Source organism: Mesorhizobium sp. M0522 (assembly GCF_040321085.1).
Lineage (GTDB): Bacteria > Pseudomonadota > Alphaproteobacteria > Rhizobiales > Rhizobiaceae > Mesorhizobium.
In genome coordinates this window covers 150055-174916 of sequence record NZ_JAMYQW010000001.1, presented here as the reverse complement: position 1 = coordinate 174916, position 24862 = coordinate 150055, and the positions used below count along the sequence as shown (strand labels likewise).

General features: G+C 63.0%; 25 protein-coding genes. 10 read left to right on the top strand and 15 right to left on the bottom strand.

Annotated elements, in window-relative coordinates; translation table 11 throughout:
* Positions 1-67: 67 nt before the first annotated feature.
* Positions 68-1468 carry an argininosuccinate lyase gene (gene argH, locus NKI58_RS00835; protein WP_023677932.1) on the bottom strand — a complete coding sequence of 467 codons (1401 nt, stop codon included), beginning with the start codon at positions 1466-1468 and terminating at the stop codon, positions 68-70.
* A gap of 35 nt (positions 1469-1503) precedes the next feature.
* Here argH and tlpA point away from each other — a divergent pair, with 35 nt between their 5' ends.
* Positions 1504-2187, top strand: coding sequence for a thiol:disulfide interchange protein TlpA (tlpA, locus tag NKI58_RS00830; protein ID WP_023677933.1), 684 nt, complete (start codon positions 1504-1506; stop codon positions 2185-2187).
* A 2-nt stretch (positions 2188-2189) separates the two neighbouring features.
* Here tlpA and NKI58_RS00825 read toward each other — a convergent pair whose 3' ends face one another.
* Positions 2190-4622: a bifunctional diguanylate cyclase/phosphodiesterase gene (locus NKI58_RS00825; RefSeq protein WP_023677934.1), complete on the bottom strand. Its 2433-nt coding sequence runs from the start codon at positions 4620-4622 to the stop codon at positions 2190-2192.
* 295 nt (positions 4623-4917) lie between these two features.
* On the opposite strand from NKI58_RS00825, the gene ugpB reads away from it, so the two are divergent.
* The 4 genes from ugpB to ugpC all read left to right on the top strand — a co-directional run bounded on the left by ugpB (position 4918) and on the right by ugpC (position 9126).
* A complete protein-coding gene (ugpB, locus tag NKI58_RS00820; RefSeq protein WP_352471403.1) occupies positions 4918-6228 on the top strand; it encodes a sn-glycerol-3-phosphate ABC transporter substrate-binding protein UgpB in 1311 nt (436 codons plus the stop codon).
* A gap of 81 nt (positions 6229-6309) precedes the next feature.
* Positions 6310-7194, top strand: a complete 885-nt coding sequence (gene ugpA / locus NKI58_RS00815; protein WP_023677936.1) for a sn-glycerol-3-phosphate ABC transporter permease UgpA — start codon at positions 6310-6312, stop codon at positions 7192-7194.
* A gap of 8 nt (positions 7195-7202) precedes the next feature.
* A complete protein-coding gene (gene ugpE / locus NKI58_RS00810; protein ID WP_352570555.1) occupies positions 7203-8051 on the top strand; it encodes a sn-glycerol-3-phosphate ABC transporter permease UgpE in 849 nt (282 codons plus the stop codon).
* Positions 8052-8058: 7 nt separating this feature from the next.
* On the top strand, positions 8059-9126 hold the full coding sequence (gene ugpC, locus NKI58_RS00805) for a sn-glycerol-3-phosphate ABC transporter ATP-binding protein UgpC (RefSeq protein WP_352452447.1): 1068 nt from the start codon (positions 8059-8061) through the stop codon (positions 9124-9126).
* A gap of 22 nt (positions 9127-9148) precedes the next feature.
* On the opposite strand, the gene NKI58_RS00800 is transcribed toward ugpC, so the two are convergent.
* The 3 genes from NKI58_RS00800 to NKI58_RS00790 form a co-directional block, all read right to left on the bottom strand.
* Positions 9149-10231: an ABC transporter ATP-binding protein gene (locus tag NKI58_RS00800; protein WP_352577204.1), complete on the bottom strand. Its 1083-nt coding sequence runs from the start codon at positions 10229-10231 to the stop codon at positions 9149-9151.
* The gene (locus NKI58_RS00795; protein WP_352577202.1) at positions 10228-11811 is read right to left on the bottom strand and encodes an ABC transporter permease; all 1584 of its coding nucleotides are present in this window, start codon (positions 11809-11811) and stop codon (positions 10228-10230) included. The genes NKI58_RS00800 and NKI58_RS00795 overlap by 4 nt, the downstream gene beginning before the upstream one ends.
* A 169-nt stretch (positions 11812-11980) precedes the next feature.
* On the bottom strand, positions 11981-12988 hold the full coding sequence (locus NKI58_RS00790) for an iron ABC transporter substrate-binding protein (RefSeq protein ID WP_352577252.1): 1008 nt from the start codon (positions 12986-12988) through the stop codon (positions 11981-11983).
* Positions 12989-13190: 202 nt separating this feature from the next.
* Here NKI58_RS00790 and NKI58_RS00785 point away from each other — a divergent pair, with 202 nt between their 5' ends.
* Both NKI58_RS00785 and NKI58_RS00780 read left to right on the top strand, forming a co-directional pair.
* Entirely contained in the window at positions 13191-13733 is a 543-nt protein-coding gene (locus tag NKI58_RS00785; protein ID WP_352570551.1) for a sigma-70 family RNA polymerase sigma factor, read from the top strand.
* A gap of 1 nt (position 13734) precedes the next feature.
* Complete coding sequence (locus NKI58_RS00780) at positions 13735-14373, top strand: NrsF family protein (RefSeq protein WP_352593919.1); 639 nt, start codon at positions 13735-13737, stop codon at positions 14371-14373.
* A gap of 8 nt (positions 14374-14381) precedes the next feature.
* Here NKI58_RS00780 and NKI58_RS00775 read toward each other — a convergent pair whose 3' ends face one another.
* From NKI58_RS00775 to NKI58_RS00745, 7 genes are all read right to left on the bottom strand, one after another.
* On the bottom strand, positions 14382-15260 hold the full coding sequence (locus NKI58_RS00775; protein WP_023721073.1) for a 3-hydroxybutyryl-CoA dehydrogenase: 879 nt from the start codon (positions 15258-15260) through the stop codon (positions 14382-14384).
* Positions 15261-15374: 114 nt separating this feature from the next.
* The gene (locus tag NKI58_RS00770; protein WP_023677946.1) at positions 15375-16304 is read right to left on the bottom strand and encodes an electron transfer flavoprotein subunit alpha/FixB family protein; all 930 of its coding nucleotides are present in this window, start codon (positions 16302-16304) and stop codon (positions 15375-15377) included.
* A 155-nt stretch (positions 16305-16459) separates the two neighbouring features.
* Entirely contained in the window at positions 16460-17209 is a 750-nt protein-coding gene (locus tag NKI58_RS00765) for an electron transfer flavoprotein subunit beta/FixA family protein (protein WP_023677947.1), read from the bottom strand.
* Positions 17210-17417: 208 nt separating this feature from the next.
* Positions 17418-18221: a rhomboid family intramembrane serine protease gene (locus NKI58_RS00760; RefSeq protein ID WP_352570548.1), complete on the bottom strand. Its 804-nt coding sequence runs from the start codon at positions 18219-18221 to the stop codon at positions 17418-17420.
* Positions 18222-18246: 25 nt separating this feature from the next.
* Positions 18247-18828, bottom strand: coding sequence for a cob(I)yrinic acid a,c-diamide adenosyltransferase (locus NKI58_RS00755; RefSeq protein WP_352783373.1), 582 nt, complete (start codon positions 18826-18828; stop codon positions 18247-18249).
* A gap of 29 nt (positions 18829-18857) precedes the next feature.
* Positions 18858-19049, bottom strand: a complete 192-nt coding sequence (locus NKI58_RS00750) for a twin transmembrane helix small protein (protein WP_023677950.1) — start codon at positions 19047-19049, stop codon at positions 18858-18860.
* 23 nt (positions 19050-19072) lie between these two features.
* Positions 19073-19939 (bottom strand): SDR family oxidoreductase, encoded by an 867-nt coding sequence (locus NKI58_RS00745; protein ID WP_352783375.1) that lies wholly within the window; start codon positions 19937-19939, stop codon positions 19073-19075.
* A 57-nt stretch (positions 19940-19996) separates the two neighbouring features.
* Between NKI58_RS00745 and NKI58_RS00740 the strand changes: the two genes are divergently transcribed.
* The gene (locus NKI58_RS00740; protein ID WP_031212039.1) at positions 19997-20851 is read left to right on the top strand and encodes a YihY/virulence factor BrkB family protein; all 855 of its coding nucleotides are present in this window, start codon (positions 19997-19999) and stop codon (positions 20849-20851) included.
* Here the strand turns inward: NKI58_RS00740 and NKI58_RS00735 are convergent.
* Both NKI58_RS00735 and gluQRS read right to left on the bottom strand, forming a co-directional pair.
* Positions 20818-21708: a DMT family transporter gene (locus NKI58_RS00735; RefSeq protein WP_352783378.1), complete on the bottom strand. Its 891-nt coding sequence runs from the start codon at positions 21706-21708 to the stop codon at positions 20818-20820. The genes NKI58_RS00740 and NKI58_RS00735 overlap by 34 nt on opposite strands.
* A gap of 149 nt (positions 21709-21857) precedes the next feature.
* Positions 21858-22733 carry a tRNA glutamyl-Q(34) synthetase GluQRS gene (gene gluQRS / locus NKI58_RS00730; RefSeq protein ID WP_352783381.1) on the bottom strand — a complete coding sequence of 292 codons (876 nt, stop codon included), beginning with the start codon at positions 22731-22733 and terminating at the stop codon, positions 21858-21860.
* A 122-nt stretch (positions 22734-22855) separates the two neighbouring features.
* On the opposite strand from gluQRS, the gene NKI58_RS00725 reads away from it, so the two are divergent.
* Positions 22856-23497, top strand: a complete 642-nt coding sequence (locus NKI58_RS00725) for a DNA-3-methyladenine glycosylase family protein (protein ID WP_352634004.1) — start codon at positions 22856-22858, stop codon at positions 23495-23497.
* 129 nt (positions 23498-23626) lie between these two features.
* Positions 23627-24184: an HNH endonuclease gene (locus NKI58_RS00720; protein ID WP_023677956.1), complete on the top strand. Its 558-nt coding sequence runs from the start codon at positions 23627-23629 to the stop codon at positions 24182-24184.
* Between the two features lie 151 nt (positions 24185-24335).
* Here the strand turns inward: NKI58_RS00720 and NKI58_RS00715 are convergent, their stop codons facing one another.
* The gene (locus NKI58_RS00715; protein WP_352783383.1) at positions 24336-24854 is read right to left on the bottom strand and encodes a disulfide bond formation protein B; all 519 of its coding nucleotides are present in this window, start codon (positions 24852-24854) and stop codon (positions 24336-24338) included.
* Positions 24855-24862: the final 8 nt, after the last annotated feature.

Below are 24862 nucleotides of genomic sequence, written 5' to 3'. Positions count from 1 at the left end.
CCATCCGTCCAAAACTGTTGCCCGCAGCCGCTTCTAGCCGAGTTTTGCGGCCATTGCACCCCGCGTCTTACGCCTTGGCGAGCCGCTTTTTCCAGTAGCGGATCTGCTTGCGCACCTCGGACGGCGCGGTGCCGCCGAAGCTCGTGCGGCTCTTTACAGAATTCTGCACGGCAAGAACCGAAAACACGTCGGCGCTGATACCGGGGTGAATGGACTGCAGATCCTCCAGCGAAAGCCTGTCGAGCCCGATCTTCCTGTCCTCGGCCAGCGCCACCGCCCGGCCAGTGATATGGTGCGCCTCGCGGAACGGCAGCCCGAGCGTGCGCACCAGCCAGTCGGCGAGGTCGGTCGCAGTCGAATAGCCGGCGCCGGCCGCCTTTTTCATCGCGGCAGTGTTCACCGTCATGTCGCGCACCATGCCGGTCATTGCCGCCAGCATCAGGTCGAGCGTCTCGGCCGCGTCGAAGACGGATTCCTTGTCTTCCTGCATGTCCTTGCCATAGGTCAGCGGCATGCCCTTCATCACCGTCAGCAGGCCGACGAGGTGCCCGGTGACGCGGCCGGTCTTGCCGCGCACCAGTTCGGCAGCGTCCGGGTTCTTCTTCTGCGGCATGATCGACGAACCCGTCGAGAAACTATCCGACAGCCTGACGAAGCCGAATTGCGGCGTCGACCAGATGATGATCTCTTCGGCCAGCCGCGACAGATGCGTCGCGCAGATCGCCGCCAAGCCCAGGAACTCGAGCGCGAAATCGCGGTCCGAAACACTGTCGAGCGAATTGCGCATCGGCTCGCGGAAGCCAAGCGCCTTCGCCGTCTGGTGCCGGTCGATGGAAAAGCTGGTGCCGGCAAGGGCGGCGGCGCCGAGCGGGCTTTCATCCATCCGCTCGATGGCGTCGCGGACACGCGACAGGTCGCGTGCAAACATCTCGACATAAGCCATGCAGTGGTGGCCGAAGGTCACCGGCTGCGCCGCCTGCATGTGGGTGAAGCCCGGCATCACCGTTGCCGCATGCTCCTCGGCCCGATCCAGGAACGCCGTGATCAGGCCCTTCAGCGCCTCGGCGACACGAAAGCATTCGTCCTTGACCCACAGCCTGAGGTCGACCGCCACCTGGTCGTTGCGCGAGCGGGCGGTATGCAGGCGGCCGGCGGCGGGGCCGATCAAATCGGCCAGACGGGCCTCGACATTCATGTGGATGTCTTCCAGCCTGGTCGAGAACTCGAATGTGCCGGCCTCGATCTCTGCGAGGATCGTGTTCAGCCCGTGAGCGATTTTTTCTTGATCGGCCGCCGAAATAATGCCCGTTTGCGCCAGCATCTGGCTATGGGCGATCGAGCCGCGAATATCCTGCGCATAGAGTTTGCGGTCGAACGAGATCGACGCGTTGATCGCTTCCATGATTGCGGCCGGACCCGAGGCAAAACGTCCGCCCCACATCTGGTTGCTGGCCTTCTTGTCGTTCATCGCTATAACCCGTGCTCCGGAGCAGTTTTTCAAAAATGGCAGACGGCAATAGATTTTTCCCGGCTTTGCGTCTCATCCTCGCCGCTTTGGTTGCGGGCGTGCTGGCCGGCGCGGTCGCGGTATATGTCAGGGAAAGCAGTTCTGGCAACAAGGCGCCCGCGCAAGTGGCCGCCGGCGGCGGCAAGGACGACGTCGCCTGCGCCGCCAAGACCGACCGTGCCAAGAAGATCGCCGCCGCTGCCACCGGCCAGGTTGCCGCGCTTTTGCCGGCGGATCCGCCGCAATCGCTGAAAAGCCTTGCCTTCAACGGCCCCGACGGCAAGCCGACGACGATCGCCGATCATGCCGGCAAGACGGTGCTGCTCAATCTGTGGGCGACATGGTGCGCACCTTGCCGCGCCGAAATGCCGGCGCTCGATGCGCTGCAGAAGGAGATGGGCAGCGATGCGTTTCAGGTTGTTGCCGTCAACGTCGATGCCGGCGACGATGCCAAACCGAAGAAGTTCCTGGAGGACACCGGCGTCAAGTCGCTCGGCTACTATCGCGATGCCACGATGGCGCTGTTCAACGACGTCAAGACGCGCGGCCTGGCGCTCGGTCTGCCGGTCACCATGCTGATCGATGGGCAAGGCTGCCTGATCGCCCATATGAATGGCCCGGCCGAATGGTCGGGGCCGGATGCCAAGCGTCTGGTCGAGGCGGCGCTTCAGCCGGGATAGGCTCAGACCGTGCGCAGGCGCGGCTTGAGCACGGCAATGCTTGCGCCGCGTCGGCTGGCGGTGCGGATTGCCGGAGCGGCCACGCCCGTCAGTTCCCCGAATGTCTCGATCGGAGCCGGTTTGCCGAGGTAGTAGCCTTGCCCGATCTCGCAAGCCTCGGCGTCCAGGAACTGCAATTCACCCGGCGTCTCGATGCCTTCTGCCAGAACCGGTAGGCCGAGACCGCGTCCAAGCCCCAGCACGGCGCGAACGATCGCCGCGAACTGGGCGTTCTTGTCGACCGATTTGATGAACGACCCGTCGATCTTGATCTTGTCGAAGGGAAAGGCGCTGAGGTTGGACAGCGAAGAATAGCCGGTGCCAAAATCGTCCATCGCCACATGCACGCCAAGCGCCTTGACCTGCCTCAAGGTTGCCAGCGCGCGCGGCATGTCCTTCACCAGGGCCGTTTCGGTGATCTCCAGTTCGAGCCTGCCGGGGGCCAGGCCGGATCTCGTCAATGCGTCGTGCACCTTGCGGCTGAAGTTCGGATTGTGAAGTTGCACGGCGGAGACGTTGACGGCGACCATCAGCGGGTTTGTCCAGCGAACAGCATCGTTACAAGCCGTCGTCAGCACCCAGTCGCCTATCTGCGCGATAGCGCCACTGTCCTCGGCCACGGGGATGAAAACGGCCGGAGAAATGTCACCCCGCTCAGGGTGCTGCCAACGGACCAGGGCTTCGAAGCCGATCATCCTGCCGCCGCGGATCTCCTTCTGCGGCTGATAGACGAGGTGGAACTCCTTGCGGGCGATCGCCTGGCGCAATTCATGCTCCATCACGCGCTTGTCGCGGGCCGCGGTGCCCATGGCTATCTCGAAAAACCGATAAGTGTCCCTGCCTTCGGTTTTGGCGCGATGGAGTGCCGTGTCGGCATGGCTGATCAGGCCGGCCTGGTCTTCGGCATCCAGCGGAAAGAAGGCGATGCCGATGCTGGCCGAGACGAGGCCGGAGCCGACCGAAACCCTGTTTTCCTCCCGGATCGCCGCCAGCAAGTCCTCGGCTATCCGGCCTGCGGCCAGGGGGTCGGGGAGGTTCGGAGCTATGATGGCAAATTCATCGCCGCCGAGACGCGCGAGCATCTGTCCGTGGCGCGGGATGCCGGAAATGCAGTGCGCCAGCTTCTGCAGCATAGCATCGCCGGCCCCGTGGCCATAGAGGTCGTTGACTTGCTTGAACCGGTCAAGGTCAAGCAGCAGGAGCGCCAGATGTCCATCCTTGCCGCCACGATCCATCGAGGCGAATTCTGCTTCCAGCCGGGAAGAAAAGCTCCGCCGATTGGCAAGCCCGGTAAGCGGATCGAAATGCGCGAGGCGGAGGATCTCTTGTTCTGCCTTCTTGCGCTCACGGATGTCGCGAACGGCAAGCACCGTATGAGGCCTGCCGCAGTAGGTGATTTTCCTGGCGATCAGCTCGACAGGAATTCTCGCCCCGTCGCTGCCCCTTAACTTCGCTTCCTGCGCCTGTTCGCCGAAGCCGGACATATCGGCTGCGCTCTGTCCGTCGAAAAGCTCGCCGAATTGCATCGTGTTCAGGGTGGCTGTCGCTGTTCCGGTCAGCTTCGCCATACTGTCATTGGCGCTGACAATGCGGGTGCCATCGCAAACGATCAGACCTTCCACCGCCGCATTGGCGAGATCGTGCATGCGATCGGCCTCGAGCTTCTGGCGGCGAAAGCGCAGGTCGATCCACAGCGCGGCACCCGATAGCACAAGGATTATCAGGCTGGCGACCGCTGCGGCAAAGGCCTGGGAAATGGGCTCGATGGAATGTTCGGATATTTCAATCGAGGAATCCGGAATGATCGACACCGCAGCCATCGCGATGAAATGCAAGCTGCAAATCGCCAGCGTTAAAAGCGCGGCGCCGCCGAAAGTCGCGAGCGCTGACGGACGGCGCAAGACGACAAGGAGCGCCAGTGCCGCGAGGGTCACGCCGGCCAGAAGCGATATCGCGACAAGGAGCAGGTTCCATACGACCCGGCCTTCGACCTCGAAAGCTGCCATGCCGATGTAGTGCATCGTCGCGATGGCGCCGCCCAGAATGGCGCCACCGGCGAGGAAATGGTCGATGCCGCGGCGCAAGGTGGCGACCCACATCCCAAGCGCGGTCATGATAACGGCGGCGGCAAGCGAAAAGGCGGATAATCCCGGATTGTATGCGTTCGGTATTCCCGGCGTAAACGCGGTCATGGCGATGAAATGCGTCGCCCATATGCCGAACCCGGTCGAGGCTGCGGCGATCATCAGCCAGACAAGCCGGTTTCGCTCGGTCGATCGGCCGACATGCTTAAGGAGATTAACCGCTGAGAAGCAAGAAATTCCACAGACGAGTGCGGCAAGCGCAACCAGTCTCGGATCGTGCTGACTTACAATACAATTATAGACCGTCAGCATCCTGGTTCACTCGGTCTGCCAAAACTAACAGGGGAGGTGTGACTGATTAGTTCTTGGAGATTTTAACGAATGGTTAACCCGCGGGCCATGAGGCGGGTCTTTTCGGGGGAAAACCGACGCCGCTGCGCCGAAAAGACGGTGATGTGATTTCTTGCGCCCGGTTCGGTAGCGAGTGCACTTTAGGAAGGAATGATGTTCATTGATCCGCAATAAAACCGTTGTCCGATTGTCATCAGCGCCACATATTGGCTTTGCGGAAGTGCCCCTTTCGCCAATGACAAACGGGAGATGAAACATGAAGTTCTTCGGCTTTGCGGCCGGTATCGCCGCCACCGTGACCCTGCTTTCCACCACCTCCGCCTTCGCCGTCACGCAGATCAGCTGGTGGCACGCCATGACCGGCGCCAACGCCGAGGTCGTCGCCAAGATCTCCAAGGATTTCAACGCCAGCCAGAGCGACTATGAGCTCGTTCCGGTGTTCAAGGGCACCTATCCGGAGACGCTGAATGCCGGCATCGCTGCCTTTCGTGCCGGGCAAGCGCCCGATATCCTCCAGGTGTTCGACGTCGGCACCGGCGTGATGATGGCGGCCGAGGGTGCGATAAAGCCGGTGGCCGATGTGATGACCGGCGCCGGGATGACTTTCGACAAGAGCCAGTATCTGCCCGGCATCGTCGGCTATTATTCGAAGCCGGACGGCACCATGCTATCGTTCCCCTACAACTCTTCCTCGCCGATCCTCTACTACAACAAGGACATCTTCCAGAAGGCAGGCCTCGACGTGAACAATCCGCCCAAGACGTGGAACGAGGTGTGGGAAGCTGCCAAGAAGATCAAGACGAGCGGCGCCGCCCCTTGCGGCTATACCTCGACCTGGCTGACCTGGATCCACCTGGAGAATTTCGCGGCGTGGAATGACGTGCCTTGGGCCACCCAGCAGAATGGCCTGGCCGGCGGTGATGTCGAACTCAAGATCAATGCGCCGATTTTCGTCAACCACTTCCAGGCGCTCGCTGACCTGGCCAAGGACGGCACATTCAAATATGGCGGGCGCACCTCCGAAGCCAAGCAGATATTCCTCGCCGGCGAATGCGGCATCTTCACCGAATCGTCGGGCGGCCTCGGCGATATCGTCAAGTCCGGCATGAACTATGGCATCGGCCAGCTTCCTTACGACAGTGACGCCAAGGGTGCCCCGCAGAACACGACGCCGGGCGGTGCCAGCCTGTGGGTGTTCGGCAACAAGTCGGACGAGGAATACAAGGGTGTCGCCGCCTTCTTTGCCTATCTGTCCAAGACCGATGTGCAGGAATATCTGCACCAGAAGTCGGGATACCTGCCTGTGACGCTCGCCGCGTATGAGGCGACGAAGAAATCAGGCTTCTATGACAAGAACCCCGGCCGCGAGACACCCATCCTGCAGATGATCGGCAAGTCGCCGACCGACAATTCGAAGGGCGTGCGCCTGCCGAATCTGCCGCAGGTGCGCGATATCCAGAACGAGGAGCTGGAGAAGATGCTGGCCGGCCAGCAAACCGCCCAGCAGGCACTCGACAATGCGGTTGCGCGCGGCAACGCGGCGATCAAGGAAGCGCTGGAGAACTGACGGGATTATCTCGGTTAGTCGGTTGGAATATCGCCCACGCGAGCCGGCGTGGGCGATACCTGGATAGCGAGGGAAATCAGCCTGTCTCCACGCGTCGTCTTTCCCAACAAGATCCTGCCCTACCTGCTGGTGGCGCCACAACTCGCCATCACCCTGGTTTTCTTCTACTGGCCGGCCGGTCAGGCGCTTTACCAGTCGATGCTCAGGCAAGACCCGTTCGGGCTGAAGAGCAGGTTCGTCTGGTTTGCCAATTTCCGGAAGGTGCTGGCCGATCCGGCCTACCTCAACTCGATCAAGGTCACCGTAGTGTTCTCTCTTGCGACCGCGATCGTTGCCATGGTTGTGGCCCTGCTGCTCGCGGTCATGGCCGAGAAGGCCGTGCGCGGCAAAGGCCTCTACCGCACACTGTTGATATGGCCTTACGCCGTGGCGCCGGCGATTGCCGGCATGCTTTGGCTTTTCCTGTTCAATCCCTCGATCGGCTCGTTGGCCTATTTGCTGAGAAGCCTCGGCATCGTATGGGACCCGCTGCTCAACGGCACCCACGCCATGATCCTGCTGGTGTCGGCTGCTGCCTGGAAGCAGATCAGCTACAACTTCCTGTTCTTCGTCGCCGGCCTGCAGGCGGTGCCGAAAACGCTGATCGAAGCGGCGGCCATGGACGGCGCCGGCGAAACCAAGCGCTTCTGGACCATCGTCTTCCCGCTGCTTGCGCCGACAACCTTTTTCCTGCTGGTCGTCAACACCGTCTATGCCCTGTTCGACACGTTCGGCATCGTTCATGCCGTCACCGGCGGCGGGCCGGGCAAGACGACCGAGACGCTGGTCTACAAAGTCTACAATGACGGCTTCGTCAATCTGATCCTGGGCGATTCGGCGGCGCAGTCGGTCATCCTGATGGCCATCGTCATTGCGCTCACAGCGATCCAGTTCCGCTATGTGGAACGCAAAGTCCATTACGGCTGAGGGCAGCGATGATCGGCCAGTCCCCGCTCCGCACCTTCATCGCCCATGCCGTGCTCATCCTCGGCATATTGATCGTGGCTTTTCCGATCTACTACACCTTCGTTGCCTCGACGCACACGCTGCAAACGATCCTCAGGCCGCCCCTGCCGCTCTTGCCCGGCGGCCAGCTATGGAACAATTACAGCGAGGCGCTGTTCGGCGGCATCGGTCGTATCGGCGGGGTCAGCGTCGGCAGGCTGCTCCTCAACACCACGATCATGGCACTCGGCGTTGCGGTGGGAAAGATCTTCATCTCGATCCTGTCGGCCTACGCGATCGTGTTCTTTCGCTTTCCGCTGCGCATGACCTTCTTCTGGCTGATCTTCATCACCTTGATGCTTCCAGTCGAGGTGCGCATCCTGCCGACCTACAAGGTGATGGTCGATCTCGGCATGATCGACACCTATGCCGGCCTGATCGTCCCGCTGATCGCCTCGGCCACCGCAACGCTGCTGTTTCGCCAGTTCTTCATGACCATACCGGGCGAATTGGTCGAGGCGGCGCGTGTCGACGGTGCCGGGCCATGGCGCTTCTTTTTCGATATTCTGGTGCCGCTGTCGCGGACAAACATCGCCGCGCTGTTCGTGATCCTCTTCATCTATGGCTGGACGCAGTATCTTTGGCCGCTGCTCGTCACCAACAGCAACGACATGAACACCATCGTCATCGCGCTGAGAAAGATGGTTTCCTTCGCCGATGCCGACACCCAATGGCACCTGGTGATGGTCACGGCAATGCTGGCCATCGTGCCGCCGATCCTGGTGGTCGTGCTAATGCAACGCTGGTTCGTGCGCGGTCTGGTCGAATCCGAAAAGTGAGAAGCCGATGGCGACCGTGGATCTGAAGGATGTCAGGAAAATCTATCCCAGCGGCGTCGAGGCCGTGAAGGGTGTTTCCATCGCCATTCCCGACAAGGAGCTTTGCGTGCTGGTCGGCCCCTCCGGCTGCGGCAAGTCTACGCTGCTGAGGATGATCGCCGGGCTGGAGACGATTTCTGCCGGTACAGTCGCCATCGACGGCAAGGTGGTCAACGCCATTGGCCCGACCGAGCGCGACATCGCCATGGTGTTCCAGAACTACGCGCTTTATCCACATATGAAGGTCTACGACAACATGGCCTATGGCCTGCGCAACCGCGGCACGCCGAATGACGAGATCGACAGCAGGGTACGCTCGACTGCCAAGGTGCTGGAGCTTTCGGCGCTGCTCGACCGGCGCCCGCGCGAGCTTTCCGGCGGTCAGCGCCAGCGCGTCGCCATGGGTCGCGCCATCGTGCGCAACCCGAAGGTCTTCCTGTTCGACGAACCGCTGTCCAACCTCGATGCGAAATTGCGCGGGCAGATGCGCATCGAGATCAAGAATCTGCAGCGCTCGCTTGGCGTCACCTCGGTTTATGTCACGCACGACCAGCTTGAGGCGATGACGCTGGCCGACATCCTCGTCGTCATGAACGCCGGCCTGGTCGAGCAGACCGGCGCGCCGCTTGATGTGTACGAAAAACCGGCCTCGACCTTCGTCGCCTCGTTCATAGGCGCACCGCCGATGAATCTGCTGGCGCTCACAGGGGCCTCCCCAAGCTCGGTATTGGCGGACGGTACTGTGATTGGCTTGGCGCCTCGACAGGGCAAGGCAGTGACACTAGGCTTTCGTCCGGAGGACGCCGACATCACCTTCGCGGCAGAGGCGCCGGCCGGCGCGCTCGCGCTGCCGGCAACAGTGGAAGCGGTCGAACCGGTCGGTGCCGAAAGCTTTCTCCATTGCGTGGCAGCCGGCAGCCGCATCGTGGTGCGCGTCTCAGGCCGCGCCAGCGCCAAGCCAGGCGACCAGTTGCGCGTCGTGGCCAGGTCCGAAAAGCTGCATTGGTTCGATCAGGCGGGCAAACGGGTCGATTGAAGTCGGCCTTGCGCAAAACCGTTCAGGCAAACACATGCGCCTTGCCCGACACGGTCAGCCGGACGATCTCGCCGATCGCCGGCGCGTCCATGCCCGGCTTGCGCAGGATCAACGGCGTATTGCCGATGGCGGCGGCGTCGGGCGGATCGGGGCTGTTCAACAGACGCACCGCGATGGTGCACATCGAGCCGGCGAACTCCGATTCCGTCACCTCGCCGAACAGCATGTCCGGCGTGCCGGACATGCCTTCACGCGATGTGCGTTTCAGCAACACCTGCTCCGGCCGCAGCATGATGCGGGCGACGTCGCGCCGCTCCGAGCTGTCGACAGCGATGCGGCCGAGCGGCGAGATGGCGAAGCCATCGGCGATCCTTGCCGGCAGGACGATGGCGTCGCCAAGGAACTCGGCGACCATCCTGTCCTTCGGCTTGAAATAGAGCTCGCGCGGCGTGCCGACCTGCGAGAATTTGCCGTCGCGCATCACCGCGACCTGGCTGGCGAAAGACAGCGCCTCGGCCTGGTCGTGGGTGACCAGGATGGTGGTGATGCCGGCGGTTTCAAGGAGCTCGGCCACGGCCTTGCGCATCGAGGCGCGCAGGCCGGTGTCGAGCGCCGAGAACGGCTCGTCGAGCAGCATCAGCCGCGGCTTCATGGCCATGGCGCGGGCGAGCGCGACGCGCTGCTGCTGGCCACCGGAGAGTTCGTGCGGACGGCGCTTCAGGATACCTTTGTCCAGCCCGACGACATAGGCGAGCTCGGCGATGCGCTCACTGCGCTTTTCCTCGTGACGCCCCATGCCGAAGCCGATATTGGCGGCGATGCTCAGATGCGGGAATAGAGCGCCGTCCTGCGCCACCAGCCCGATGCCGCGGCGATGCGCCGGCACGGCCGTGTCGCCATCGGCCAGCACCTCGCCATCAAGCACGATGCGGCCCTGGTCCGGCGCCTCGAAGCCGGCGATCAGCCGCAGCAAGGTGGTCTTGCCGCAACCGGACGGCCCGACGACAGCCGTACGGCTGCCGCTGGCCACGCTGAGGTCGACGCCGGCAAGTGCTGCGACCGGCCCGTAGTGCTTGTGGATGCCGCTCAGCTCGAGAAAGCTCATCGCCCGGCCATCCGCTTCGACTGGACGTAGAGCAACCAGGTCAAAGGCAGCGACATCGCCACCATGATCAGGGCATAAGGCGCCGCCGACGCATAGTCGATCTCGCCGCTATAGGACCAGAACGCCATGGCCAGCGTGCGGGTGCCGTTGGGCGCCAGCATCTGGGTTGCGGTCAATTCGTTCATGATACCCAGCGCGACCAACGCCATGCCGGCTGCGGCGCCCGGCGCCGACAGGCGGATGGTCGTCGACCACAGCGCCTTGAGCGGCGACCGGCCGAGGCTGGAGGCGGCGCGTTCGAGCTCGACCGGCGCCTGTGCGATCGACGCCCTGAGGCTAATCAGGGCGCGCGGCAGGAACATCAGCGCATAGGCGACCAGGATGGTGAACAGGGTCTGGTAGAGCGGCATGGCGATACGCACGGCGATGGTGACCAGCGCCAGGGCGATGACAACGCCGGGCAACGCGCCGACGATATAGTTGCAGCCCTCCAGGACGCGTTGCAGCCGCCCCGGCGCGCGGATCGAAATCCACGCCATCGGCATTGCCGCGACGGTGGCGAGCAGCGCGCCGGCAATTGCTAGGAACAGCGTTTGGCCAAGCGCCAGGCCGATCTCGTCGAGCCGCCAGACATCGGCGCCGCCGGCCATGAGCCAGCGGCCGATAGTGGCGAACGGCACGCCGAGCGCCAGCAGCGTGGTAATGGCAGGCAGCAGCAGGCAAGGAATGGTGGCGCGCCCAAGGCCCGTGCGCTGCTGCTGGCGCGCAGCACCCGAACCGACGCGGGCATAGCGCTCCTCGCCGCGCACCAGCACCTCCAGCCCGAGCAGCACAAGGCAGCAGGTCACCAGCACGCCGGCCAGCATGTTGGCGGCGGGACCGTTGAAGGTCGACTGGAACTGGTCGACGATCGCGGTGGTGAAGGTGTCGAAGCGGATGAAGACATAGAGCCCGTATTCGGCCAGGAGATGCAGGCCGACCAGCAGGGAGCCGCCGCAAATGGCGAGCCGGAGCTGCGGCAGCACGACACGCCTGAACACACGCCACGGGCCGAGACCAAGGGCTGCCGCTGCATCCTCGAGAGCGGGATCGAGCCGGCGCAATGCCGCCGCCACCGGCAGATAAAGGAAGGGGAAATAGGCGATGACCGACACAAGCACGCCGGCCCACAGGCCGTGCAGTCTGGGCACCATGGTGACCCAGGCGTAACTGTGGACGAAGGCCGGAATGGCGAGCGGCGCCACCGACAGCCAGGCCCATAGGCGGGCACCCGGCAGATCGCTGCGCTCGGTCAGCCAGGCCAGCATGACCGACAGCACGATCGAGATCGGCACCGCCAACACCACCAGCAGGCTGGTGTTGACCAGAAGTTCGCCGACGCGCGGCCTGAACACCAGCGCCGCCACCGTTTCCCAGCCGGTCTGCACCGCCACCCAGACGATGAAGGCAAGCGGCAGCAGCGCGAAAAGCGAGACAAAGACGGCAGCCAACGCAATCCATGAGACCGACCAACGACGTGCCCGCACGGCCGTGGCGTCGGCCGGCAAGCCTGGGCGTGCGAGATCGATCGCGGATTGCATCAGATCAGACGTTGCGCCAGCTCCGCCCGGAGGCGGAAACGATCGGCGGCGGATAATCTCGCGGGTAGCTTGTGGTCATAGGCAAATGCCATCTTGAAAACAGAGCGCTCCTGTGGAAAGCGAATTCCCACAGGAGCGCAGTCGGTTGCCCTTTTAGGACGAACGCCGGCTAAAGCAAGCCGGCCGCCGTCATCAGGTCGGTCACCTTTTTCGAGTTCAGCGTCGTCGGGTCGACTTTCGGCGCCTGCAGATCGGCCAGCGGCACCAGCTTCGGATTGGACTCGGCGCCCTTGCCGACTGCGTATTCGAACGAATCGCCTGTTTTCAGCACGTCCTGGCCGCCATTGCCGGTGACCCATTTCAGGAAAGCCTGCGCTTCCTTCGGGTGCTTGCTCGAGGCCAGCACGCCGCCGCCGGAAATCGAGACGAAAGCACCGGGATCCTGATGCTTGAAATAGTGCAACTCGACGTTCTTGCTGTTCTCGCCGGTCTTGGCCTGATCGCCGTAGTAGTAATAGTGATAGATCACGCCGCCTTCGACCTCGCCGGCATTGACCGCCTTCATCACCGTGCTGTTGCCCTTATAGGCGGTAAAATTCTCCTTCATCGCCTTCAGCCATTCGGCCGTCGCCGCCTCACCCTTGAGCTGCAGAAGCGCGCTGACGATCGCCTGGAAATCGGCGCCGGAGGGCGAAGCGGCCCAGCGGCCCTTCCAGCTCGGATCGGCGAGATCGAGCAGCGATTTGGGCAGCTGGTCGGCGCTCAGCTTGGTCTTGTTGTAGGCAAAGACGGTGCTGCGCGCGGCGACGCCGACCCATTTGCCGCTCGCCGGCTGGTACTCCTGCGGAACCTGGGCCAGCGTCTCGGTGCCGACCGGTGCGAACAGGCCGGCCGCCTCGACTAATGCCATGGCCGGCGAATTCTCCGTCAGGAATACATCGGCGGGCGAAGCGGTGCCTTCCGCAACGATCTGATTGGAGAAATCGCTGTCGCCGCCATTGCGGACGGTAACCTTGATGCCGGTTTCCTTGGTGAATCCCTCCGCCCAGGCCTTGGTCAGGTTTTCGTGCTGGGCGTTGTAGACGACGATGCCCTCGTCCTCTGCTATTGCCGGGCCGGCGATCAGGCTGATTGCAAGTGCTGTCGCACCGGCAAGGGCGGAAAGAGCATATTTCATGGCGTCGTCCTCGATTTCGATGGTCTTTGGCTTGGCACGCTGCACCTACCAATACCTGACTGGTGCAGTCAACATTGCTGGCCCACTCAATCGCTCAAAAGGAGCAAACTTTCGTGATGCTCAGCTAATTTGCCTTGGACATTATTTCGCCGGCCCCGTAACAAATCAGCGCCGAGACGCGAATATCGGGGAGTGAACTCTTGTGAGCGGCAAGGACGAAGCCGAGCTTTCACGCCTGCTGCGGGCCGCGATCGCCGGAGACGAAAGGGCCTATGCCGACTTTCTGCACCGGATCGCCGCGCTCGTTCGTGGCTTTGCCCGGCGCAAGATCGTGCAGGGCGGGGTGGATCCCGAGGATGTCGTGCAGGAAACCTTGCTGGCCATTCATGTGAAACGACACACCTGGCGCCATGATGCGCCGGTGCTGCCTTGGGTCTATGCAATAGCCCGCTTCAAGCTGATCGATGCGTTCCGGCGGCGCGGTCGGCGGATCGAGATCGAGATCGACGAAATCGCCGAGACCTTTGCCGAGCCGGAATCGGAGACGGTGAGCGAGCGCGACATCAACCGGGCGCTCGACAGCCTGTCGCCGGCACAGCGTTCCGTCGTCTCGGCCGTATCGGTCGAAGGCCGGTCAATCGGTGAGACCGCGGCCAAATTCGGCATCAGCGAGACGGCTGTGCGGGTGTCACTGCACCGCGGGCTTGCCGCCATTGCCAAACGGTTCAGGGCGGGGCGGGAATAACATGAGGACCGAAGATCTCATCAAGGCGCTCGACGCCGATGCCCGCAGCAAGGCGCTGCCGCTAGGCACCACCTGGTGGCTTGCCACCGGCGCGGCCATCGTGATCGCGGCCGCGGTTTTCTGGCTGACGATCGGCCCGCGCCCCGACATCGCGATCGCCATGCACACGATGCGGTTCCTGTCCAAATTCGTCTTCACGATTGCTCTTGCCGCCAGCGCCTTTGTCCTGGTGCGTGGGCTGTCGACGCCCGGTGCATCGACCGGCCGGGCGGTGAGCTGGATGGTCGCCGCGCCGCTGCTGGTGATTGTGGCTGTGATTCTCGAACTCTTCGCCGTGCCTGCGTCCGACTGGGGCACGCGCCTGGTCGGCACGAACATGGTCATCTGCCTGACCTTCATTCCGTTGATCGGGATCGGCCCGCTTGCCGTCTTTCTCGCGGTGCTGCGCCATGGCGCGCCGACAAGGCCGGTGCTTGCCGGTGCGGCCGCGGGCCTGCTTGCCGGCGGGCTGGCGGCGACCTTCTATGCGGCGCATTGCTTCGACGATTCGCCGCTTTTCGTCGGCACCTGGTATACGATCGCGGTCGCCATCCTTGCCGTGCTCGGGGCGCTCGGCGGACGACTTTTTGTGCGCTGGTAGCGAGGCGATCAGCGTGTCGGAACGGGATGCTCGCCGCGATAGTCGTAGAAGCCGCGGCCGGTCTTGCGGCCGAGCCAGCCAGCCTCGACATATTTGACCAGCAGCGGGCAGGGGCGGTATTTCGAATCCGACAGCCCGTCATGCAGCACCTGCATGATCGACAGGCAGGTATCGAGCCCGATGAAATCGGCAAGCTGCAGCGGCCCCATCGGATGGTTGGCGCCGAGCTTCATGGCGGTATCGATGGCGTCGACCGAGCCGACACCTTCATAGAGCGTGTAGATCGCCTCGTTGATCATCGGCAGCAGGATGCGGTTGACGATGAAGGCCGGGAAATCCTCCGAGACGGTGATCGTCTTGTCGAGCTGCTTCACATAGGTTTTTGCCGCCTCGAAGGTCTGGTCCTCGGTGGCGATGCCGCGCACCAGCTCGACCAGCTTCATCACCGGAACCGGATTCATGAAATGTATGCCGATGAAGCGTTCCGGCCGGTCGGTCTGCGAAGCCAGCCGTGTGATCGAGATCGATGACGTGTTCGTCGCCAGGATGGCCTCGGGGTTGAGCTGCGGGCAGAGCTGGGCATAGATCTTGCGCTTGACCGTCTCGTCCTCGGTCGCTGCTTCGATCACCAGATCGGCGCCCGCAAGGTCGGCCATGGCCGGTGCCGCCGAAATGCGCGCCATCGCCTCATTGCGCAGCTTTTCCTCGAGTTTGCCGGAGCCGACCTGACGGGCCATGTTGCCGCTGACCGTGGCGATGCCCTTTTCGATGCGGTCGGGCGAAATATCGTAAACCAGCACCTTATAGCCCGCCAGCGCCGACACATGGGCGATGCCGCCACCCATCTGGCCCGCGCCGATGATGCCGATCGTCTCGATCTTGCTCATTACCCGATCCCGTCGAGGCCTTTGCGGCCCGTTTTTTGTGCAGTGCAAACTAAAAGGGCGGGGCGACTTCGTCTACCCCACCCCTCAGAATTTAATACGCTTTGGCAGAAGGCGTCAAAGCGCCTTTTGCAGTTCCGGCAGAATGACGAAGAGATCGCCGACGAGACCGTAGTCGGCGACCTGGAAGATCGGCGCTTCCTCGTCCTTGTTGATGGCAACGATCACCTTCGAATCCTTCATGCCGGCAAGGTGCTGGATGGCACCGGAGATGCCGACGGCAATATAAAGGTCGGGCGCTACCACCTTGCCGGTCTGGCCGACCTGCCAGTCGTTCGGCGCATAGCCGGCATCGACGGCGGCGCGAGATGCGCCAACCGCCGCACCGAGCTTGTCGGCGACCGGCAGGATGACCTCCTGGAACTTCTCGGAGGAGCCCAGCGCACGGCCGCCCGAGATGATGATCTTGGCCGAGGTCAGCTCTGGACGGTCGGTCTCGGAGAGCTTGTTCTCGACAAAGCTCGACAGGCCGGGATTGGCCGCCGCCTGGACCGTCTCGACCGGCGCGGAACCGCCCTCGGGTGCTGCCTGGAAGGAAGCGGTACGCACCGTGATGACCTTCTTGGCGTCACTGGACTGCACCGTCTGGATGGCGTTGCCGGCATAGATCGGCCGCTTGAAGGTGTCGGGCGACACGACTTCGATGATTTCAGATATCTGGGCGACATCGAGCAGCGCCGCCACGCGGGGCGCGACGTTCTTGCCCGACGAGGTCGCCGGCGCGATGATCGTCTCGTATGGCTCAGCAAGCGAAACGACGAGTGCCGCCAGCGGTTCGGCGAGACGCTCGGTCAGTTCGTCGGCGTCGGCGAGCAGCACCTTGGTGACGCCCTTGAGCTTGGCGGCGGCGTCCGCTGCCGGCTTGGCACCTTTGCCGGCAACCAGCACATGCACGTCCGAACCGATCTGCAGCGCCGCCGAAAGCGCCTTGGCGGTCTGGTCGGAAAGCGCAGCGTTGTCGTGTTCGGCAATCAGAAGAATAGCCATGATGTTTTCCTGACTTTCGTCTTCGAGGCTCCTGAAATCCGGTCAGGCCGAGTCGAAAACGGTTGGTTTCGAGAACCGGAGCGGAGCGTACTTCAGTACGTGAGCACCGGAAGCGGAGAAACCGGCCGTTTGCAGGCCGGCCTCATCGGATTTCCTTAGAGCACGCCGGCTTCGTTCTTCAGCTTGTCTACCAGTTCGGCGACGCTCTTGACCTTGACGCCCGCCTTGCGGCCGCCCGGCTCCTCGGTCTTGATCACTTTAAGCCGCGGCTTGACATCGGCGCCGTAATCGGCAGGGCTCTTCTCGTCGAGCGGCTTCTTCTTGGCCTTCATGATGTTGGGCAGAGACGCGTAGCGTGGCTGGTTCAGCCGCAAATCGGCCGTGACGATCGCCGGCATCTTCAGTTCCAGCGTCTGCAGGCCGCCATCGACCTCGCGCGTCACCGTGGCCTTGTCACCGTCGAGCACGATCTTGGAGGCGAAGGTGCCCTGCGCCCAGCCGAGAAGTGCGGCCAGCATCTGGCCGGTCTGGTTGGAATCGTCGTCGATCGCCTGCTTGCCGAGAATGACAAGGCCGGGCTGTTCTGCCTCGACGACGCCCTTCAGCACCTTGGCGACGCCCAGCGGCTCAGTCTGCTCGTCGGTCTTGACCAGGATGGCGCGGTCGGCGCCCATGGCGAGCGCCGTGCGCAAGGTCTCCTGTGCCTGCTGCGGCCCGATCGACACGACGATGATCTCTTCGGCCTTGCCAGCTTCCTTCAGCCGGATCGCCTCTTCGACCGCAATCTCGTCGAACGGGTTCATCGCCATCTTGACGTTGGCGAGTTCCACCGCCGAACCGTCCGCCTTCACCCGGACCTTGACGTTCGCATCCACAACCCGCTTCACGGGCACAAGGATCTTCATTTGCCTGTCACCTCTTTCACGATAGTCTCTTCACGCTCGTCGGGCGCGCTATAGCAGCGTGCACCTCTTCAGAGTTGTCGAAAGCCGACATTCCGGACGGAATTCTGGTCTTCGCCACGCCAGTAGGGTGGCGCTTCCGTAGTTGCGGCGACCCCGCGCGTCAATATCCGGGGCGCATTCGGATGCTCGGCGAAGCACTCAAATCGGTTCAGTCCGGACCGGAAACGGTCCCCCGGCCCCAGCGCGGCGCCGGCTGCGCAGGTTGTGGGTCACTTGGCGCCGGCTCCACGGCTACGGGCACCGGACCGGCGACCACGGCCGGCTCCTCGTCTGCGCCGGCGAGTAGCGGTACGCCGCGGCTGCGCAAGACAAGCACCAGCACGGCTCCAGCGATGATGCCGCCAATATGGCAGGCCCAGGAAACCTGATCCTCGCCCCCCTGGGCGAACATGAAGATCTGGAACAGGATCCACAGGATCAGCGGGATGAAGGCCGGGATGCGCAACGGGATGCGCGCGAAGACCAGCACCCATACCTTCACCCGCGGATAAAGGATCAGATAGGCGGCGACCACACCGGCGATGGCGCCCGACGCGCCAATCAGCGGCACCGGCGAATCCCAGGCAACCAGACCCTGGAAGAAAGCGCCGGCGATGGCGCAAAGCAGGTAGAAGACGAGGTAGCGGACATGGCCGAGTGCATCCTCGACATTGTCGCCGAACACCCACAGGAACAGCATGTTGCCGCCGAGGTGGAAGATATCCGCGTGCAGGAAGGAATAGGTCAGATAGCTCAGGCTCTCCGGAATGACGACAAATTGCGGAGCGAGCTCGACGCTGTCATGCACAACCGACGGGATGAAACCGAGGCCCAGCACCGCGGCGTTGGCGAAATCCTCGCCGCCCAGTGTGGTGACAAAGTAGATCAGCACGTTGAGCGCGATCAGGCTGATCGTCACATATTGCAGCTTGATGTGCCGCAGCCGGTTGGTGTCGTAAAGCGGGATAAACATCAGGCCTCTCCCGCTTCCGGCAGATTCAGCGGTTCTTGCCGGGAACCCATAGCACGTCGGCATTTCCGTTGTCATTGACCGCGCGTGCGGCGACGAACAGAAAGTCCGAGACACGGTTGATGTATCTTATCGCCTCGCGGTTGACGTGCTCGTCCGGGTCTTGCGACAGCGCCACCATGATGCGCTCGGCGCGGCGGGCCACCGTGCGGGCGAGGTGAAGGGCAGCCGCTGCCGGCGTACCGCCGTTGAGCACGAAGGATTTGAGCGGCTCAAGGTCCTTGTTGAGGAGATCGATATCCTGTTCGATGCGGTCGGTCTGCGAGGCGATGATGCGCAACGGCTCGTAGTCGAGCGGCTTGCCATTATCGGGGACTGCCAGATCGGCGCCGAGGTCGAAAAGGTCGTTCTGGATGCGGTTGAGCATCGCATCGATCGCCGGATTTACTGCCGCGGTATGAATCCGGGCCATGCCGATGCAGGCATTGGCCTCGTCGACCGTGCCGTAGGCGTCGATGCGAAGGTCGGATTTCAGCCGCCGCTCGCCAGAGCCGAGGCCTGTGGTGCCATCGTCGCCAGTGCGGGTGTAGATCTTGTTGAGCTTGACCACGGGTTACCTCCCGGCTGGTGGCTGCTGCGTCACTTACGGGTGAAATACACCGCCAGCATGATCAGCACCAAGGCCACGAACTGCAAGAGCACGCGCGTCTGCATCAGTTTGTTGGAGGTCATGCTGGAGCCGCCGCGCATCATGTTGATGAGGCCGCGGATCAGTACGATCACCACGGCGACCATAACGAGAACGGCGAGGATGTTGAAGACGGTTGCCATGGTGTGTTCCAGTTGGATTGCGTTCAGGCGCGTTTGGCGAGCAGACGGTAGAGTGCCGATGACGGCAGGATGCGTTTAAGGATCGCGCCGATCCTGGCCGGCACAGTTACCACATAATGCGGGCGCGGGCGCCTCGACAGAAGCGCATGATGCAAGGCGGAATAAACCACCTCCGGCCCGGGCTTCAGCCGCGATGTGCTGCCGCCGGCCCGCAGCCGTTTGAGTTGCGCCGCATAGGCGAGGCGATGAACGGACTTCTCGTGATCGATATTTGCCAGGAACCACGCAAGGCTGTTGCTGGCGATCTTCGATTTCACCGGCCCCGGCTCGATCAGCGAAACATGGATTCCGCTGCCGAGGAGTTCTTGGTAGAGGGACAGCATCAGCCCTTCGATAGCGTGCTTCGATGCCGAGTAGGCGCCGCGGAAAGGCACCGGCGCCAGGCCGAGGATCGACGAGCAATGAACGAGACGACCATGGCCTTGGCGGCGCATCACCGGTACGACACGGCGAGTGAGGTCATGCCAGCCAAAGACATTGGCCTCGAACTGCTGCCGTAAAGCCTCGACCGGCAGGTCCTCGACGGCGCCGGGCTGTCCGTAGGCGCCATTGTTGAAGAGCGCATCGAGCCGGCCGTCGGTCCGTTCCAGCACCGACGCCACCAGCGCCTCGATCGATCCGGACTCGGTGTAGTCCAGATAAAAGGCCTCGATGCCGTCGGCCTCGAGCGCAGCGATATCTTCGGGCTTTCGGGCCGTTGCGAACACCCGCCAGCCTTCCTTCTTAAGAGCATGGGCGCAATAGGCGCCTATACCGGAAGAGGCACCTGTGACAATGATGGTGCGCAACTCTTCTCCGGGAGGAATGGTGGTTTGACCTAGGGTTGTCATTTACCGCAAACCCTTCCCATATTCGCGGCGTCGGGACAATCGAAGGGAACGCGGTTCTTGTTGCGGAAGATCGTAGCCCTCAAACGCGTCCTCTACGACGCGCTCGGCCATTTCAACACCGACGACGGCTGGGCAATGGCCAGCCATCTGGCGATCACCGCGCTGATGGCGCTTTTTCCTTTCCTGATCTTCGCCACGACGCTGGCGAGTTTTTTCGGCGCGCAGGCTTTCGCCGACACCGCCGTGCACCTTGTGTTCGACACATGGCCCGAGCAGATCGCCAAACCGATCGCGCGCGAGGTGCTCAACGTGCTTACCGTCCGGCGCAGTGACCTGTTGACCTACGGTATTGTGCTTGCCGGATATTTCGCCTCGAACGGCATCGAGGCGCTGCGCACCTCGCTCAACCGGGCCTATCGTGTCTCGGAAACGCGCGGCATCATCTATCGGCGGGTGCAGAGCATCATCTTCGTGCTGATCGCGACGGCCGGGTTTTTGGCCATCAGCGTGCTGCTGGTCTTCGCGCCATTGCTGGCACGGCTGGCCGAGTCGCATTTCGAATGGATAAAACCCTATATGGGCACGATCACGCTGTGGCGTTACGTCATCGCCTCTGTAGTCATCATCGGCGGCCTGTTCGCCGTGCATTTCTGGTTGCCGGCCGGCAAGCGCCGCCTCGTTTCGATCGTGCCTGGCATCATCTTCACGCTGGTCGGCTGGCTCATCGGGTCGACCATCTTCGCCGCCTATCTCGATCATTTCTCGTCCTATGTGACGACCTATGCCGGCCTCGCCTCGATCATGATCGCCGTCGTGTTCCTCTATATCGTCTCAGCGATCTTCATCCTCGGTGGCGAGCTCAACGCCGCGATCAGCCGCTATTTAGAGGCGCGTGCCCGCGTCGGCGGCTGAGCCGTCGCCAGCCCGACGCCGAGCGTCGCGATCGCCATGCCGGCGATCTGGAGCGGGCTCAAGTGCTCACCGAACAATGCCCAGGCGATGACCGCGGTGACAGCCGGCACGAGGTAAAACAGCGAGGCGACCTTCGACATTTCGCCGTCGCGGATCATCACCATCAACAGGAAGATGGCGCCGATCGACAGCGCCAGCACGAGCCAGGTCATGGCGAAGATCAGCTCGCCGTTGACGATGACCGTTCGGGTCTCGAAGGCGAGCGAGGCCAGAGCCATCACCGATGCGCCGCCGACATATTGCCAGAACGTGGCAGCCACCAGATCGCCGCCGGAAGCAAAGCGCTTCTGCCAGATGGTGCCGGCGCTCATGCCGAGTACCGAGACCAGCGAGGCGCCCAGTGTCTCGGCCGTCACGCCGCCGCCGAGCGCACCGAGCTTCGGCCAAAGCACGATCACCACGCCGATCAACCCGAGGCCGAGACCGGCCCAGTGGCGCGGCAGGATGGCCTCGCCGAGAAGCCGGCCGGCGAGCACTGCCGTGATCAGCGGCTGCAGGCCGACGATCAGGGCTGAAAGTCCGGCGGGCATGCCCCGGTGGATTGCCCAGAACACGCCGCCGAGATAGATGCCATGCATCAGGATGCCGGCACCGGTCGCGTGCAGCGCCTCATCGCGGGTGGCGCGGCTCGAACCAAGTGCGGCCATCAAAGCGACAAGCAGGATTGCGGCCAGGACAAAGCGCGCGGCCAGGAACGTAAAGGGCTCCGCCCACGGCATGGCATAGCGCGCGCCGATGAAGCCGGTCGCCCACAGGACGACGAAAGAGGCGGGGATGAACCGCTTGAGGCTGTGCATTTCCGGAGGCCGCGATGAATTCGGGTGAGGGATCGACTGCGGCGACTGCTTAATGCCGTTCGGGCCGGCAAGCAAAACCAAACGGTTGATCCATAGAGTCATTTGAATTGAAGGAGCGCCGTTGATGGCCGCGAGCTCACCGGTCTAGTCTAGAGACCGACCAGCCGCTTGAGATCGGCGGGCGATGCGCCCGCCTTACGCTGGGCGGCAAGGCCGGTATCGCCAAGGCTCTTCGACAGTTTTCGTCCGTCCGGGCCGAGGATCAGGCGATGGTGAAAATAGGCCGGCTGCGGCAGGCCAAGCAGTTGCTGAAGCAGCCGCTGCACGCTGGTCGCGGAATAAAGGTCCTGGCCGCGCACGACATGGCTGACGCCCTGCAGCGCGTCGTCCATGGTGACGGCGAGGTGATAACTGGTCGGGATTTCGCGGCGCGCCACGATCACGTCGCCCCAATCCTGCGGATGGGCTTCGACACGACGCGTCGCGGAGAGCGTCTCGTTCGTGTATTCGGCCCATGACAGGTCCTTGCCGGCGCGCGCTATTGCCGCATCGACGTCCAGCCGCCAGGCAAATGGCGCATTTTCGGCGACGCGCCGCTTGCGTTCGCTCGCCGTCAACGCCTTGTCGGCGGCGGGATAGAGCGGCACGCCGTCCGGGTCGCGCGGCCAGTCGCGGCCACGCTTCTCGCTGTCGGCGATAAAGGCGCGGATCTCACTTCTGCTCATGAAGGCCGGGTAGACAAGTTCTTCCTTGATCAGCCGCTCGAGCATCGCCCGATATTCGGCAAAATGCTCGGACTGGCGGCGCACCGGTTCCTCCCAGCCAAGCCCCAGCCATTTCAGGTCGCGAAAAATGCCTGCCTCGAATTCCGGCGTGCAGCGCGTCGTGTCGATATCCTCGATGCGCAGCAGCAGGCGTCCGCCCGCCGCCTTTGCCAATTTCTGATTGAGCAGCGCCGAATAGGCATGGCCGAGATGCAGTTCGCCGTTCGGGCTCGGCGCGAAGCGGAATGTCAGCAGTGTCATTGTCCGGCGGCAATCGGGTTGTGTGGCGCTTTCGCCAATTGCTACTTTGCGCCGGTGGCGTCGTGCGTCCAGAGGGACACGTGACGAAGCGTGCGGCACTTTTGATTTTGGAACAAGCAGACATGCAACGCATCGCCAGTCTCGACGACATTGCGCAAGGGCTGGATAGGCTATGCTTACTCGACCCACGCCTGGAAAAAGTGCGCGGCATGGCCGGCGAGGTGCCGCTCAGGCTGTCGGAGCCGGGGTTCAGGAGCCTTGCCTCGATCGTCGTTTCACAACAAGTGTCCCGCGCGAGCGCCGATGCCATCTTCGGCCGGCTGACGAGACTGCTCGATCCGCTGACGCCGCAGGCGATACTTGCCGCCGACGAGGCGATCTTTCGCGAGGCCGGGCTGTCGCGGCCCAAGCAGCGCGGCCTGGTTGCCGTCGCCCGGGCGCTGGCCGAGGGACTCGACCTCGATCACCTGTGCCGGCTCGATGCAAGCGAGGCGATCGCGGCCATGACCAAGGTGCCGGGCATCGGCTCGTGGACGGCTGAAGTCTACCTTTTGTTTGCCGCCGGACACCCAGATATCTTTCCGGCGCGCGACGTTGCATTGCAGAGCGCGGTCGGCCATGCACTCGGCATCGACCCGCGTCCGCCGGAGAAAATGCTGATCCGGCTTGCCGAATCATGGAGCCCGTGGCGCGGCGTCGCATCGCGGCTTTTCTGGGCTTATTATCGCGAATTGAAGGGCAGGGATGCCGCGCCTCCGGCCTGAATCCGCAAAAAAGCATTGAAATCATGCGTTTTTGAGACCCGGCATGATCGACAATCCGCTTCACATCCCTGTCATGTCGGGCTTACAGTATCCGCGTCGACCGGTTCTAGGGTGAAGGAGGTCAACGACGTGACGGTTGCCGTATCTCCGGATGGGCTTCCAGCGCTGGTGCTGAATGCGGATTACCGTCCGCTCAGCTATTACCCCCTGTCGCTCTGGTCCTGGCAGGATGCCATCAAGGCGGTGTTCCTCGAGAGGGTGAACATCGTCGCCGAATACGAACACGCCGTCTCTTCACCGACCTTTTCGATGAAGCTGCCGAGCGTCGTCAGCCTGAAGGCTTACGTGAAGCCGTCGAGGCATCCGGCGTTTACCCGTTTCAACGTCTTCCTGCGTGACCGTTTCCAATGCCAATATTGCGGCACGCCGGACGATCTGACGTTCGACCATGTCATTCCTCGCCATCGCGGCGGCGCCACGACCTGGGAGAATGTCGTCGCTGCCTGCTCGCCCTGCAATCTGAGGAAGGGCGGCATGATGCCGGCCCACGCCAAGATGTGGCCGCTGCAGAAGCCCTACCAGCCGACGGTGCATGATTTGCATAATAACGGCCGGCTGTTCCCGCCCAACCATCTACACGAAAGCTGGATGGATTATCTGTACTGGGATGTCGAACTCGAACCATAGAGTTCGGCAGAAATCCGCCATGCCGGTCGCCTGACGCAGCTTTCTGCGCTTCCGGTGCTCACGTACTTTAGTACGCTCCGCTCCGGTTCTCGAAAGCCACGTCATGCACTCCGGCCTGACGAATTTCTGGACGAACTCTGCGTTGTGCCGATCAGTCGCGGGCGAAGGCGCTGCGGAAGGCTACGACTGCCAGGACAAAGCTGGCGATGACGTTCCAGCCGGCCAGCGACAGGCCGAGGATGCGGAGCGCCGCCTTGTCGCAGGAGGGCGGGACGAATTTGTCGAGCGCATCGAGCACGCCCTTGCCGCCGGTGTCCACCGGCCCGGCGGCTGCGGTGCAATCGGTCGGGCCTGGCCACCACGCCCATTCGACGCCGGAGTGATAAACGCCGAGATAGACGCCGTAGAGCATCAGCAGGCCGCCAATAGCCAGCAGGCCACGGCTTACCCAGGCTGGCGCGTGAAGAGCCGACGCAAGCACCGCCAGCAGCATCAAGGGCACGCCGACGTAGTAAGGCGTGCGCTGCTCGAGGCAGAGCTTGCAGGGGATATAGCCGCCGAGATACTGGAAGGCCAGCGCCGAGCCGACCGTGGCGGCCATGGCGACAGCGAGAAACAGGGCGGTGCGCAGCCGCTGGCGTCCGGTATCGGCATTCACGGTCGCTGTCATCGGACTCA